Source organism: Acinetobacter sp. ANC 5600 (assembly GCF_002018395.1).
Classification (GTDB): Bacteria; Pseudomonadota; Gammaproteobacteria; order Pseudomonadales; family Moraxellaceae; genus Acinetobacter; species Acinetobacter amyesii.
The window spans coordinates 121802-137156 of sequence record NZ_MVKW01000002.1 but is presented as its reverse complement, the minus strand read 5'-3'; the positions used below and the strand labels follow the sequence as shown (position 1 = coordinate 137156).

At 40.2% G+C, this 15355-nt stretch carries 15 protein-coding genes; 10 read left to right on the top strand and 5 right to left on the bottom strand.

Going from position 1 to position 15355, the window contains the following annotated elements:
- The first annotated feature begins 2 nt into the window (after positions 1-2).
- From B1201_RS04515 to rplS, 8 genes are all read left to right on the top strand, one after another.
- Entirely contained in the window at positions 3-746 is a 744-nt protein-coding gene (locus B1201_RS04515; RefSeq protein WP_078192513.1) for a pilus assembly PilX family protein, read from the top strand.
- Between the two features lie 15 nt (positions 747-761).
- Positions 762-4463, top strand: coding sequence for a hypothetical protein (locus tag B1201_RS04510; protein ID WP_078192512.1), 3702 nt, complete (start codon positions 762-764; stop codon positions 4461-4463).
- Positions 4463-4966: a type IV pilin protein gene (locus B1201_RS04505; protein WP_078192511.1), complete on the top strand. Its 504-nt coding sequence runs from the start codon at positions 4463-4465 to the stop codon at positions 4964-4966. The genes B1201_RS04510 and B1201_RS04505 overlap by 1 nt, the downstream gene beginning before the upstream one ends.
- On the top strand, positions 4960-5379 hold the full coding sequence (locus B1201_RS04500; RefSeq protein ID WP_078192510.1) for a type IV pilin protein: 420 nt from the start codon (positions 4960-4962) through the stop codon (positions 5377-5379). The genes B1201_RS04505 and B1201_RS04500 overlap by 7 nt, the downstream gene beginning before the upstream one ends.
- Before the next feature lie 144 nt (positions 5380-5523).
- Positions 5524-5781, top strand: coding sequence for a 30S ribosomal protein S16 (gene rpsP, locus B1201_RS04495; RefSeq protein WP_078189354.1), 258 nt, complete (start codon positions 5524-5526; stop codon positions 5779-5781).
- A 17-nt stretch (positions 5782-5798) separates the two neighbouring features.
- Positions 5799-6347 carry a ribosome maturation factor RimM gene (gene rimM, locus B1201_RS04490; RefSeq protein WP_078189353.1) on the top strand — a complete coding sequence of 183 codons (549 nt, stop codon included), beginning with the start codon at positions 5799-5801 and terminating at the stop codon, positions 6345-6347.
- 42 nt (positions 6348-6389) lie between these two features.
- Positions 6390-7130 (top strand): tRNA (guanosine(37)-N1)-methyltransferase TrmD, encoded by a 741-nt coding sequence (trmD, locus tag B1201_RS04485; protein ID WP_078192509.1) that lies wholly within the window; start codon positions 6390-6392, stop codon positions 7128-7130.
- Between the two features lie 139 nt (positions 7131-7269).
- A complete protein-coding gene (gene rplS / locus B1201_RS04480) occupies positions 7270-7641 on the top strand; it encodes a 50S ribosomal protein L19 (protein WP_078189351.1) in 372 nt (123 codons plus the stop codon).
- A gap of 63 nt (positions 7642-7704) precedes the next feature.
- Here the strand turns inward: rplS and B1201_RS04475 are convergent, their stop codons facing one another.
- From B1201_RS04475 to B1201_RS04455, 5 genes are all read right to left on the bottom strand, one after another.
- Positions 7705-8664, bottom strand: coding sequence for an esterase/lipase family protein (locus B1201_RS04475; RefSeq protein ID WP_078192508.1), 960 nt, complete (start codon positions 8662-8664; stop codon positions 7705-7707).
- A 224-nt stretch (positions 8665-8888) separates the two neighbouring features.
- A complete protein-coding gene (locus tag B1201_RS04470) occupies positions 8889-9854 on the bottom strand; it encodes an esterase/lipase family protein (protein WP_078192507.1) in 966 nt (321 codons plus the stop codon).
- Between the two features lie 202 nt (positions 9855-10056).
- A complete protein-coding gene (locus B1201_RS04465; protein ID WP_078192506.1) occupies positions 10057-11067 on the bottom strand; it encodes a lipase family alpha/beta hydrolase in 1011 nt (336 codons plus the stop codon).
- A 366-nt stretch (positions 11068-11433) separates the two neighbouring features.
- Positions 11434-12378 carry an esterase/lipase family protein gene (locus B1201_RS04460; protein ID WP_373684754.1) on the bottom strand — a complete coding sequence of 315 codons (945 nt, stop codon included), beginning with the start codon at positions 12376-12378 and terminating at the stop codon, positions 11434-11436.
- A gap of 78 nt (positions 12379-12456) precedes the next feature.
- A complete protein-coding gene (locus tag B1201_RS04455) occupies positions 12457-13485 on the bottom strand; it encodes a lipase secretion chaperone (RefSeq protein WP_078192504.1) in 1029 nt (342 codons plus the stop codon).
- Between the two features lie 153 nt (positions 13486-13638).
- On the opposite strand from B1201_RS04455, the gene truB reads away from it, so the two are divergent.
- Both truB and B1201_RS04445 read left to right on the top strand, forming a co-directional pair.
- On the top strand, positions 13639-14547 hold the full coding sequence (truB, locus tag B1201_RS04450; protein WP_078192853.1) for a tRNA pseudouridine(55) synthase TruB: 909 nt from the start codon (positions 13639-13641) through the stop codon (positions 14545-14547).
- Between the two features lie 26 nt (positions 14548-14573).
- A complete protein-coding gene (locus tag B1201_RS04445) occupies positions 14574-15347 on the top strand; it encodes a sulfite exporter TauE/SafE family protein (RefSeq protein WP_078192503.1) in 774 nt (257 codons plus the stop codon).
- Positions 15348-15355 lie beyond the last annotated feature (8 nt).

Here is a 15355-nt window from a genome sequence, read left to right as displayed (position 1 = left end):
ACATGATGAAAAATAAACAAACAGGGAATACTTTAATTTTTGTTTTGGTCATGCTTTTGCTCATCACAATCATTGGTACTTGGGCTATTCGTGGTGCAATAACGTCACTTAATATTACAACGAATGCGCAGGCTCAAGCATTATTGGTACAAAATTCGGATGCGGTATTCTTTCAGCTCGAATCTTATGCTGATGATGCGGTAAAAATTGCAAAACTTCAATTAGATAATGGAATGATTGGTTATGCAAATAAACCTGAAAATAAGGGCAAAGAGTTGGTTTATTGCTTAAGAAAAAGTGAAAAAGATAATAAATATAATTTAGGCAACGCCAGCCTTGTGTATTGGGATGGCGCTAGTATTTCAAAAAATGAGATGGGGCAGGAAGGTTACTGCAAAGTAAATAAATCGGCTGATTTTACTTCCGATCGTGGTGCTGTGGTAACTCGTGTTGGGGCGCGTTCTATCGTCGAGGGGCGTAAAGACTGGGGGCATATGTATGAAGGAAGTGATTCAGATACCTATGGTGGTAAAGATATCGGGACAATTATTGTGAACGCTACCTCTTTTATTCCTAATTTATCTACAGCATCTGCAGATGAAATTAATAAATGTGTGATGAATTATCCGAGTTTCAATGTTGTTGTAGGCGGTGTAACTAAAGATAGTGTTGCTGATTGTCTATCAAAATTGAATGTTCCATATAGTAGTCAAGAAATGGAATATCAGTTGCGCCAAGTTAATTAAGGTAGGAGAAATAAAATGAATATGAGTCAATTTTTAAATCATACTGCCTTAACTAAGGCAAAATTATCAGTATTGTCGGCATCTATTACTGCGCTTATTTGTAGTAGTGTTGGTGCAAGTGATATTGATATTTATAAGGCGCCGGCATCGGGTGCTGGAGCTACAACTGTTTTATTCATGCTTGATAAATCGGGGAGTATGAATTTTACTGACTATGGCAATACTGTTACTTATGATGAGCAAAATTGTCCTTCAAAAAATAATGATGCAGGTGGATTTTCGTATAAGAAAGCAGGTTCTGATGTAACTCACACATTTGGCGCTAGCGATTGGTATGGGACTAAAACGCTTAGTTACAGAGAGTGTATACGTGGAACGACTAGTTGGGGGGGGTGGAGTGGTTGGACATTTGGTACTGAGATTGATAGAAAGGCGACACGATTGACCCAGTTAAAAATTGGGTTATTACAATTGTTATTGGGCGATAAAAGTGATTCTGCAAATATTATTGAACCCTTAAGTTCTGATTTATATATTGGATTGGCTGTATTTTCAGGGAGCAAGGGTACAAGGATAGAGGAAGTAAAAAAATTAGATCTAACTCATAGGCAAAATTTAGTACAGAAAATTATTGATCTAACCGCAACAGGTGGTACACCTACACCATATGCTTATGCTGAAGCCGGTGCAATTTTAATGGGAACGAAAACTGGTGGAGGAGATTACAGTAATTCTAGTACTAATTACTCAAAACCGATATCTATCGCAGCTCAAACGACTGATACCGCTAAACAATGTAGTGCTCAAGGAGTTTATTTTTTAACGGATGGTAGACCAGAGCCAGGTGGTACTGCACCAGGGAGTGATGGAAAAAGTGGAGATGCGTATAACGTAATGAAGTCTGCTTTGGATACAAAAGGGAGTTTATTTGACTGTAAAGCAACAGCAACTAGTGTATTGGGTCGTCTTTCATCATATTATAGATCTCAGCATGCTTGGAATTGTACCGGTAAATTTAATCAGGCCTTACTAGATCCTGATAAAAACCCCGTAGGTATTAAAATTAGGACAGCCGTTGTTGGATTTGGTCGTGATTTCGATACGGCAGCTACTGATCCGAGCGATGATGTCAAGGATGCTAAGTCGTGGGGAGAGCTTGGAGAGGGTGGATCTTACTCAGGCTTAGATAGTAAAGCTGTTGTCGAGAGTTTTAATAAGTTTTTAACTATTGTCAAAACAGATATACCAGGTATTAGTACAGGCAACGCTACCTTACCAATTGATGCATTGAATAGTAATGCGATGCAACCTTTTGGTTATTTCCCTCAATTTGTGCCTAAAGTTGCGGCAACTGAATTGCAGCAAGTGTGGTATGGAAACTTAAAAAAATATCACGCAGTCGATGGATCATTATACGCCAATAGGTCAGGTGCATACCCTGGAACTATTACAGGCTCTAATCCAGTTATGCAAAATGATGAAATTAAGAATGTTACAGACTTGTGGAATAATGCTGACTATGTGACTTCCTCAAGTGAAACAGCATTTAAAGGCGGGGCGCTGAGTAACTTACTACAAGGTTACAATGCAGATCGAACACCTAAAGAGCGTTTATTATTAACTGATTTTAATTATAAGGACGGAGTTACTAGTCAGAATTTAAATCTAAGTTGGTATGATGATTCAGATAAAAAAACAAAATTCAATGCAATTACTACTGCCTATAATTTGAATGGTTCTGCACCTTATCGTGCAGCATTGATGGGGCTGCTTGGTTATGAGAATGCTGTAGATGGCGAAGATCTTACAACTAAAACAGTAACGGGGAAGTTACCGCAAATAGGTGCAATTTTACATTCAAAACCTGTGCTTTTGACCCAATCTGGATTGCCAATAGTTACTGGAACGAGTGCATCTGCAACTATTGATACAACTGATCGAGATGACTATATCTTGTTTGGGAGCACACAAGGTGTATTGCATGTGCTAGATGCTAAAAATGGTAAAGGTAATGAAGTATTTGCTTTCATTCCTAAAGAAATGATTGAGTTACAGAATCAAGGTTTTTTACTTAATGGTGGGGCGGATGCAGGTGGTAAAAATAAACTGTATTACGGTATAGATGGGGAGTGGACTGCACATACAGTATATGTTTCTGACTTAAATGGAAAACTTACTGTAGATGGTGGTTCACGTACAATCGAAAATGATGATGGAGATACTGAAACTATAAACCTTAAAGGAAAGCAATGGGTATATGGTGGTTTACGTATGGGAGGGCGAAGTTATTATTCTCTAGACTTAACGGATATGAGCTCACCTAAAGTCAAGTTTCACATTGATCCCAATAATAAACAAGTCCACTATTTAGAAGGTAGTGTAACTAAATCTAAAACAATTGAAGAATTGGAGAATATGGGGCAGAGTTGGTCAAAACCCACACTGGCCTATGTAAATTGGCTTGGAAGGCGTAAATTAGTCATGATTGTTGGCGGTGGATATGATGCTGGCAGCACTACAGGGTTAAAAGACGATGGAGATGGAGTTTATACAACAAAAACAGTTAATGGTAAATTAGTCAAAGATAAGCGTGATGGTTATGGTGGTTATGAAGCAGCGAACTATACCCAAACCAACAAAATTGGTGCTGGGGTTTATATGTTTGATGCAGATAATGGTGATTTACTTTGGTCGGTAAGTGGTAATAATACAGCTACTACTACAAGTGGTACAAAAAATCTTAAATTGGCTGGTAATGGTAGTGCTGTAAATATGAATTACAGTATTGTTAGCGAAATTAAAACAGTAGATCGAAATAATGATGGATTAATTGATCATCTATATTTTGGTGATTTAAATGGACAAGCATTCCGTGTTGATTTCTCAGCGTCTGCAAGTGAGTTTAAATCACAAGTTAATCGAATATTAAATCTAAGTGAATCGCATCAGCGTTTTTATAATGCACCTACATTTACGATTCATTCTGAAGGTACAGCTGTAGTTAGCTTTGCTTCTGGTAATAAGAGTCAACCATTGCATGGATATGCTACGACGCCATTAGCAAATGAAAATTTTGATGGTGTGTTTGCTATATATGATTATGATGTTTATGCCGACAAATATCCTACGTCAGCTTTTCTTACTCGTACTTTGGGTGCGAATAATGCAACAACAAAAAATCAGTTGAAATTAATAGATAATCGTGTGGATGCAGATGATTCGCTCACTAATACTAAACGACCAAAAATTGACTCTACATCAGGTAATGGTGGTTGGTACTATTTATATAATAAGGAAGAGGCACTTAGTGCTACTGGAACAGCAGTAACGTCAACTAAGAATAAGCAAATTTTAAAAAGTTTGGGTTCATTAGTTGCTGTGGAAAAAGATTTATATGTTCCTGTTTTTGATTCTTCTAAAGCTGGTACAACTGGAAGTTGTAGTGCAGGTGTAGCAGGAGAAACCGCATTACAGCGCTTCTGTTTGCCATACGGTATTTGTAAAACCAATATTTATATTCCATTGGGTGCAGGTATTGGTGAGCCTATTATTGGTGGTGGTCGTGATGGTGATCCAAATAAACGCTCTATTTTTGTATTAAATGCAGACAAAAAAGGTGGTGTTTCGGGTGGTTCTGGACAAATAAAAAGTTACGGAAGTGCTTTAAAATTTATTCCTAACCGTTGGTACGAGCAATATGCCCAAGGGGGAGGTTGATGCGTAAATCATCTGGATTTACTCTAATTGAGTTAATGGTCGTAGTGGTGATTATTGCGATTTTAGCTGCGATAGCAATACCAAGCTATCAAAGCTTTATTCGCAAGAATCTAACAGCCCAAGTGCAGCAGGAAATGTTGAAGTTAGCTGATCAATTAGAGAGACACAAAGCTAAAAATTTCTCTTATAAAAAATTTGATCCTAAATATTTATATGCAGGTGCGACAGCTGCTATGCCTGAAGTATTTGTACCAGGTGGGGTGCTTAATGTAGGTACATCCAAATATAAAATTGAGTTAAAGGATATTAGTCGGGCGACTACTGAAAATTTACTTACTACGGATAATGGAATGGTTTGGTCGATGAAAGCGACTCCGTTGGATTTATCAGATGCTAAGTTATATACATTATTGTTAACAAGTACAGGGTTGCGTTGTAAAACCACGACAAATTCAAATGTGTCTTACAATGCTTGTACTGGAGTTGGGGTAGAACAATGGTAAAAAAACAGGGTTTTACTTTAATTGAGATAATGATTGTTGTTGCAATTATTGCAATTTTAGCTGCTATTGCTTATCCGTCATATCAAAATTATGTACAGAGAACCAAAAGAGTTGAAGCTCAATCTGAATTGTTAGCAATTGCACAAAGATTGGCTAGTTATAAATTAGCTAATGGGTCCTTTTATGGTGCGACTTTAGCTAAAGTATATGGTCAAACTAGCATCAATAAATCGGGGGATGCTACATATCAGCTTAGTTTGTCCAGTACAACAAGTGATCCAACACATAGTTGGGCGTTGACCGCTACTCCTCAAGGACAAATGAAAAACTCTGGAAACTTAACGTTAGATAGTACCGGCAAACAATGTTGGGAAAAAACTTCTGGCGCTTGTGAACCATGGGACGGCAAATAACCTCAAATTCAAAATTGTGGATAAACACTTTTTGATCTTTCATTCAGGGCAAATTTCACGTAAAATATTGCCCTCTATGAAAGGGGTTTGAAATGTATCGATGGTCGATACAGGGATAATTCGTAAAAACTATAAGGTTCTATCATGGTTGTTATTCGTCTTGCACGCGGTGGTGCTAAAAAACGTCCGTTCTATCAAATTATTGTGACTGATAGCCGTAATGCACGTGACGGTCGTTTCATCGAACGTATCGGTTTCTTTAACCCTACAGCTCAAGGTAAAGCAGAAAAACTTCGTTTAGATGCTGACCGTTTTGCTCACTGGGTTTCACAAGGTGCTCAACCTTCAGAACGTGTTGCTTCTTTAGCTGCTGAAGCTAAGAAAGCTGCAGCTACTGCTTAATTAGTAGTAGGTTACCCATGACACCAACACAGAATGTTCCCGAAGATCGTATTCAGATTGGACAGCTACGTTCAGCATATGGATTAAATGGGTGGCTCTGGGTTTATTCCAATACAGAACCTATGAGCAATATTTTTGACTACCTCCCTTGGTACATTGAGACCAAAGCAGGTTGGCAAACAGTAGATGTAAAACGTTGGAAACCACATGGCAAAGGCTTGGTTGTTTCGCTAAAAGGTGTGAGTGATCGTACCGCGGCAGATAACTTGGTTGGCGCAAATATCTGGATTTCTAAATCGCAACTGCCTCAAGCAGGCGTGGACGAGTATTACTGGTCAGATTTGAAGGGCTTAACAGTGTTAGGTCTTGGAGAAGATGAACAAGAAGTCAACCTCGGTCAAATCCACGAATTGTTTGAAACAGGTGCTAACGACGTGATGGTAGTTCGCGCTACTGCTGACAGTGTCGATAGCGAAGAGCGAATGATTCCATGGCATAAAGATGTAGTACAGCGTGTTGATCTCGAAGCTGGTCGTATCTACGTAAATTGGGGCGTAGATTATTAATCCTTTAAGGATTGACGCAGCAGGAAAATAGAGGAGTCTGCGATGTTTTTTGCAGTCATTACGCTTTTTCCTGAAATGTTTGAAGCGATTACAGCCTACGGTATTAGCGGGCGCGCAGCAAAACGTGGCATTGTGCAAGTTCATTGTATCAATCCACGCGAATTTGCTGAGGGCAACTACAAAAGAGTGGATGAACGTCCATTTGGTGGTGGTCCTGGTATGGTGATGATGGCTGAGCCATTAGCGAAAGCAATTCATCGTGCCAAAGAGCTTGCCAAGCAAGCGGGTGCTGTTCATGTCCCTGTGGTGTATATGTCACCGCAAGGTAAGACCTTAAATGAACCTGCAGTACAAGATTTCGTCAAATATGATGGATTAATTGTATTGTGTGGTCGTTATGAAGGAGTTGATGAGCGTTTGATCCAACAATATGTTGATCAGGAATGGTCAATAGGCGATTACGTTTTATCTGGTGGTGAACTCCCTGCGATGGTTTTATTGGATAGTGTGATTCGGAGACTTCCGGGTGCAATGTCTGATGAGCAATCACATGTGCAAGACTCATTTGTGGATGGTCTTTTAGATTGCCCACAATATACCAAGCCAGACCATTTTGAAGGTTTAGACGTTCCTGAAGTATTAAAATCGGGACATCATGCCAATATTGAGAAATGGCGGTTTTTGCAGCGATATCAACGCACTTTAGAACGCCGACCTGAGTTGGTTGAAAAAGTTGAATTGACCAAGCAGCAAAAGAAATGGCTAAAAGATTCTCAGGTTTAAATTTTTTAAATCTTATATTAGGCTCTTTATGCATTGAAGCGGTCAAGCATAAAGGGAAAGTCAATCGGGTCTATGCGCTTTAGCCTCTAGCCCCAGCGATGATTAGACCTCTTCTAACTCGCATAATCGGAGATACCCCATGAGCGGTAAACATCCTTTAGTACAAGCTGTTGAAAATGCACAGTTGAAACAAGACATCCCTGCTTTTGCTCCTGGTGACACAGTAGTTGTTCAAGTAAAAGTAAAAGAAGGTGAGCGTGAACGTCTTCAGGCATTTGAAGGTGTTGTAATTGCTAAGAAAAACCGTGGTTTGAACTCTGCGTTCACAGTACGTAAAATTTCTAGTGGTTTCGGTGTTGAGCGTGTATTCCAAACTCACTCACCAATCGTTGCTGGTATCGAAGTGAAACGTCGTGGTGACGTTCGTCGTGCTAAACTTTACTACCTACGTGAATTGTCTGGTAAAGCTGCACGTATTCGTGAAAAATTACCAGCTCGTAAAGCAAAATAATTTGTTTTACAACGCTGTAAAAAAATGCGCCTTTTGGCGCATTTTTTTATCCATGAAAGAAAGTTATAAACCTTGAAGTTTCAAACGATTGGCATGTTGACGGTAGACTGAAACAGGGTCTGGTGCAAATAGTCCCTTCAAGCCCAATACTTGATTGACTTCATCGAAATGGTTCCACTTGTAATTATCACGGACGGTTTTACCTAATTTACTGCTGCATTGGCTCACTAAGCCGTCGTTCGGTTGTCCGCTAAATGCAATTGGCCCCATTGCGGTAAAGATCGTATCTGGATCAAGTAAGTTGGTGGTGTTAGAAATACCTGTCCATGAATAGAAGCTAATGCCATTGGCAACACTTGGGCCATCAGCACATTTAGTTGCAGGCATACCGAGTGGAAATTTTGCATTAAAGGCTTTCACACCCGGTTGAGACATACTGTAGATCGAAGCTTTAAAATTTGAAGGCAGATTGGACTGCTGGGCGAAGTTAATCACTGGGGTCATTAATGCATCCATAACAGTCGCTAATACGCCATTTAAAATCGGTACGCTCTGTACTAAATCCGCCACAGGTGAACCGTCATTGGTGCCTGCGACTGTACTGACAGAGGCAACCAAATCAGGTCGTACGCCAGCAATATATCGAGCCGTAGGGCCACCATGTGAGTGACCAATTAAATTCACTTTGGGTTTGCCAGTAATGGCAACTACTTGTTCAACTTGGTCTAACAGTTGTTCTCCACGAACTTCAATGGATTCCAACGGGGAGATTTGTGTAGCAAAGGCCGTAGCTTTATGGCTTGCCAAATCGGGAAGAACTTGATACCAATAATCCAGACCAAAAACGGCACCGCCTAAGCGATTAAAACCAAACATCCCGTGTACAAACACTAGGGGGTATTGGGTTTCAGCATAATTGTCGATGACTTTTTTAGTGGTCGCTTGTTGTATACCCAATGCAGCATGCGTTTGGGTCACTGCCATACTTGCAAGGAGCGTGGCGCAGAGCAATTTTCCTTTCATTTTTCATTCCTTTCTTTTTGTTTTGGTATTCAAACTGTGATTTAGTTCAGTTTGGAAATAGACAAACTCGTCTATTTGACAATTTTTATTGTCATTAAGGATTATAAAAAAAGGAAAGCAAAATGTGAGAACTATTCGATAGAATGAAAGATATTTTGTACATTGATTAATGAAAATATCATTAAACCCTGAATTTACAGGGTTTAATGTATAGCTTTACTAAATTATAAACCTTGAAGTTTTAAACGATTGGCATGTTGACGATAAACGTCGACAGGATCTGGTGCGAACAACGCTTTGAGACCAAGCACTTGGTTGACTTCATCTAAATGGTTCCAGTTGTAGTTATCACGAATGGTTTTACCAAATTTGGCACTACAGCGTGATACGAGACCATCATTGTCTTTTCCGCCATCGATCAGTAATGCGGTCACTTTTAGTGCTGAGTCTAAATCTAAAATATTGGTGATTTGGCCCACACCTGTAAATGAATAGTTATAAATGCCTTTCTCAACGCTATTGCCATCAGCACAATTGGATTTAGGCAAGCCCAGAGGGAATGCGGCATTGTACTTTGCAGAACCCGCTAGCGTTAAACTTGAACCACCTGCCAATGCATCATGAGGATAAGTCTTTGGATCTAGACCTTGCGCCCAAACGATGGCTTTAGAGACAAAATTCACAGCTCCAACCAAGGGTGCTTCGACAGCGGTGCCTTCAGCTTTTAAAATTAAGTCTGCAACAGGGGAGCCTTGATGAGGTCCTGCAACACTGGTTAATGAAGCCACGACATCTGGGCGAACACCGGCAACATAACGAATCGTTGGTCCACCATGACTATGTCCAATTAAATTCACTTTATCCGCACCTGTGAGTGCTTGGATTTCAAGAACTTGTTGTAGAAGCTGTTCGCCACGCACTTCGGTAGAGTTAAAAGGCGATACGCGAGTTGCCCAAACATTTGCACCATTTCGGGCAAGATCAGGAAGGATTTGATACCAATAGTCGAGTCCAAATGAGTCCGTACCAACGGTAATAAAACCACCCATACCATGGTTGAATACGATTGGATATTTGGTCTTTGCATAGCTGGAACTAGCTTTGGCAGTGACTTGGGTTGCTTGCGATGCAGATACATTACTGATGAACGTAGCTGCAATTAAACCTGCTAAAAATGATCCGTATTTCATGAGCGATCCTCAATGTATTATTGTTTTATGACAATATTTATTGTCATTTCTAATAAAGCAATAAAGACCACCTGTTGCAAATTGAAAGAGATTAACTGTGACGCTAAATGTAACAAAATAAACGATCATGAATTTTCAGATCTATAAAAGTAAATAAGAGGGCCGAAGCCCCCTTATTGCATTTAAATTTCAACGATAAGAATTAAAGTCCTTGCAGTTTTAAACGGTTTGCATGTTGACGGTACAGCGCCACAGGATCTTGTGCAAATAGACCTGTTAAGCCGAACATCATATTGGCTAAATCGGTATGGTTAAGTTTGTAACTGTCATTAATGACTTTACCGATATAAGCACTACAACGTGCAACCATACCATCATTGTCTTTATTGCCATAAGACAATGGCCCGAGTTGCATCAGAATCGTATCGATATCAAGTAGATTTGTGGTTTGCGCAACACCAGTCCATGAATAGTACTGAATGCCTTTGCTGTCGACTTGCTTTAAGTTCTTACTGCAATTTTCTGAAGATGCCAAAACACCGTCAGCTACAGCAGATTTTGCAACCGTACTGTTAAATGCAGCAGAACCTGTTTGTGATAATGATTTCATTGAAGCATCGAAATCAATTTCAAGCTCTGGTTTTGCCTGACCCAAAGCAATCAGTGGACCGACAATATAATCACCTAAAATATTGAAGGCAGTGCGAGAAAGTGAGTTGCCTTGAATATCATCCGCTACTTTAGAGCCGTGATAGGTCCCTGCAACACCTGTAATAGACGCAATGTACTGTGGTTTTGTTTGAGCAACATACAATACAGTTGGACCACCATGAGAGTGACCGATTAAGTTAAGTTTTGGTTTCCCTGTAATAGCCAAAACATCTTCAACTTGTGCAATTAACTGCTCACCACGATGTGCTGTGGTATTTGCAGGAGATAATTGCGCTGCGAATACGGTTGAGCCATTTCGTGCCATATCTGGCAAGATTTGGTACCAATAATCCAGTCCAATGGTGTCGGTACCGATACGTGACCAACCGAGCCAACCATGCACCATTAAAATTGGATATTTGGTTTTTGCGTAGTCAGATTTTGCCGTTTCCTTCACCTGGAGGACGCTAGGCGCAGCTTGAGTGCTTGCCGATATACTCATCGCTAAGCCTGCAACTGCAGCTACAGAGGCCATCTTGGCCGTGTTTACTAAAGATCGCATAAATATCCCTTGATCTGATGTTGTTTTTATTACTTTTTAATAATGAAAATACTCTCTGTTTTTAAGCAACATCTTTGTGATTGGCCAGGCCATATCTTTGATTTTAGAGAGTTTGAATAGACAAAGATGCCTTGTCATTTTTTCATGCTCGGTTTGAAATTCCATGTCATTTTAGGACATGGACGGCGTTGAGGTGACAAGTATATTTATATACATTCGTTTTTTATTTTTATCGTTTATTTTAGTTGTTATCATTTAAGAACTTATTGAATTAAATTGTTTAATGCGTACAAATAAAAAAATTGTAAACAAAAAAGGACGTCCAAAGACGTCCTGTTCAGTGCTGAAAGGGAACTAACTTGTGAGTTAAAGTCCCTGTAATTTTAAACGATTGGCATGTTGGCGGTAGAGCGCAACTGGGTCAGGTGAAAATAGGCTGCGTAGGCCAAAGATCATATTCACTTCATCTAAGTGGTTGTGATTGTAGTCATCACGGATTACTTGTCCGATGTGGGTGCTACAGCGTCCAACCAAACCGTCATTGTCACGATTTCCATAGGCCAAAGGGGCAAGCTGACTAATCACTGTATCTAGTACATCTAATACATTTGTGGTTTGCGCTGTACCTGTCCATGAGTAGTAATACACGCCATTGTCGACTTTGGCACCCGATTGATTGCAGTTCGCAGCCAGTGCTGCGGTTGGAAATTTTGCATTAAATTCAGCAGAACCTTTTTCACTGATTGCGGTAAGTGATGCATCAACACTGTTGGGTAGACTCGAGTTGCCTTCAGCCCAAGTAATAATCGGTGCTAAGAGTTGATCGCCAAGGACCCCAAAGACTGAGTTAATAGTTTTATTCGCTTGGATTTTATCTGCGACTAGAGAGCCACGATAAGTGCCTGCAACCCCAGTCACCGAAGCCACATATTCAGGTTTGATCGCTGCAATGTAGCGAGTTGTCGGTCCACCATGTGAATGACCAATGAGGTTCACTTTGGGTTGGCCGGTCAGAGCAAGAACTTCTTCGACTTGAGAGAGCAATTGCTCACCACGGACTTCTGTCGACTCTAGCGGTGAAACTTGGGCAGCAAAGGTATTGGCCCCATTACGAGCTAAATCTGGCAAAATTTGATAAAAATAATCCATGCCAAAGCTGTCAAAACCAATGCGAGTAAACCCGAACATACCATGGGTAAACACAATCGGATATTTGGTCTTGGCATAGTTTGCCGAGCTGTTGGCGGTGACATGTTGGAGTCCTGCTGCAGCTTGGGATTGTGTGCTGGCGATCGCTGCTGATACAGCCATAATTGCGCATAAAAGAGCTTGTGGTTTTTTCATCATTTCATCCTGAAATTGAGGTTGTTTTTAAATTGTTGTTTGCAGTTATTCTGCGAAAGGTAATTTTCCACCTTGATCATGCACAGATTCAAAGGTACTGACGCGGAGCTGATCTTCCTTCGATTTAAAATGTTGATTACGGAGTTGCTGCACCGCTTGTTGTTTCGCACTGTCACTCATATTGCTTTTCACAATGCTGTCACGCTCTGTGAGGTATTGATTTACGCTAGATTTCCAAGAGCTGCGCTGGCTGTCTAGATTTTCAAGGCGCTGAGTAGCTTCTGGACCCACTAAATTTAACCGCATTTGATGGATTTCTTCGCTTGAACCACCACGTGCTTTAATGTCTGCTGTGAGTTTGCGTAAATCTTCAAGTTTATTGATTTGTTCCAGATTTTCTTTCCAATCTTCTGGAAGTTCATCAAACAGGGCTTTTAGTTTTTTGGCTTTTTCTGATTCAGACAGTTTTTTGTCATTTACTACTTCCATCCGTTTCAGCGTGTATTCGTGATAAGTATTTTCCTTGCCAAATAAACCTTCAATTTCATAATCAGAAAAGAACTGTTTTCTTAAATTCTGGGTGCTGCTGTAGATCGAGCGATAGTATTGTGGTGATTCTTTGTCGTCGCTTGGTGGCTGTAAATGACCTAACTGTTCACGATATTTCATATAACGATCCCACAAATCATAAATTTGGGACAGCGCAGGTTCTTTATGACCTTGTGCAATGTAGGCTTTAAAATCCTTTTTAATTTGATCTATCGACTTTTCACCATACTGAGTAATGAAATATTCAAAGCAATTCCGTGTTTGTTCATTCACGATCAAACGGTTTGAACCATCCATACTGATTTGACAGTTAACTTCCGTGTCTTGTTGACTTGGACTGAGCAGCGAAGAACCGCTTGTTGCTTGAGCCGTAGCGGTTTCGCCCTGAGCTAAAGGCGTATTTTGTTGTTGAATCGATTGATCTGAAGGATCATTTTGTGATGCTTTTGGCGCAAGCCAATATATGAATACAGCAACTGCGATAACGACCAAGGCTATGATGAGCCAAAGTTTATTTTTTTGCATATCCCAATGCACCTTTATTCCGTTTTTAATTGTTCTAGAGTTCTAAATGCGAACTCAATATGACATAAAATGCAGATAAAAACATAGAAAAGTTGTAAACGCTTAGCATGGATTGATACCATGGCGCAGTTCTCTTTTTGCCCTATTTTAGTCATGAAAAAAGCTTCTCCTAAGATTCAGCGTCGTCCTGTACATGGTGTATTTTTATTAAATAAGCCTTTGGGCATTAGCTCGAATGCTGCATTACAAAAAGTGCGTTGGTTGTATCGAGCACAAAAAGCAGGACATACAGGTGCGCTAGATCCATTAGCCTCAGGTTTATTACCAATTTGCTTAGGTGAAGCAACAAAGTTTTCGCATTTTTTATTGGATTCGACTAAACGTTATAAAACCACCGTCTTTTTAGGACACAGTACCACGACGGGTGATGTGGAAGGTGAAATACTATTAGAGCAAGCTGTTCCAACATTGACTGAAGAAATTATTCAAAATGTCTTGGCGCAATTTGTAGGGGATATTCAACAAATTCCACCGATGTATTCTGCGCTGAAAAAAGAAGGTCGCCCGCTGTACGAGTTGGCGCGTAAAGGCATAGAAATAGAGCGTGAAGCACGTCCAATTTCGATTTATGCCATCGAGTTATTATCATTTAATGAGAATAGTATTACACTCGACATCACCTGTTCCAAAGGCACATATATTCGTGTTTTAGGCGAAGATATTGCCAAAGCATTGGGTACTTTTGGACATTTAACCTATCTACACCGTATTCAAACGGGTCATTTTGATCTTAACCCAAGCTTTACCATTGAATATTTAGAGAGTCTGACTGAAGCTGAGCGTGAAGCATTATTGCTGCCGGTGTATTCACCTGTCGATCATTTCTGCAAAGTGCAAGCGCCGGAAGGTCGAGCTGAATATTTTAGTCGTGGAATGGAAAGTAATATTGAGCATGCTGCGGAAGCGCAGGTTTTGGTATTTGATGGGGAACGTTGCTTAGGTCTAGCGGAAATTACCGATCGTAAGCGCTTAGTACCAAAACGTGTATTAAATCTTGAATAGTCATTAACAGCCACTGAAGCCAAATTATGGAAATTGAAATCATCTTAAGCCTGCTATTTTTTGCATTTTTTGCTGGTGCAATTGATGCAGCTGTTGGCGGTGGCGGACTGATTCAAATTCCTGCCATTATGAATGCCATGCCGCACTTATCTCCAGCGACTGTATTTGGCACCAATAAGTTGTCTTCGATCTTTGGTACGGCTTCGGCGTCCTATTCTTTTTTACGCCAAGTCAAACTCCGTTGGAAATTACTTGCGGTCATTGCAAGCTGTGCATTTGTTGCCTCCTTTGTGGGAGCAGCCTGTGTATCAATGATTCCAAAAGAAGTCTTACGTCCTTTCGTTTTGGTCATGTTGATCGTGATTGCGATTTATACCTTTGCCAAAAAACAATTTGGTCAGGTGCATGTACGCCAAGAACTGACTCCTAAAATCCTCGGTTTTGCCGCTATTGGTAGTCTGGTGATTGGCTTTTATGACGGCATCTTTGGACCTGGCACTGGCAGTTTCTTTATTTTCTTTTTTATTCGTTATCTACAAGCAGACTTTTTACATGCCTCTGCTTTGTCAAAAGTCGCCAACTTAACCACCAACCTTGCAGCACTGAGTTTTTTTGCGCCCACTGGCCATGTGTTATTTGCGATAGGCTTAATGATGGCTGTAGCAAATATTTTAGGCTCGATCGTTGGTGTACGTGCGGCAATTAAATACGGTAGTGGCTTTATTCGAATTCTATTTTTGATTTTGGTGAGTATTTTGATTTTACGGTTGGGTTATCAAACCTTTACGGGACAAGCTTAAAACAAATC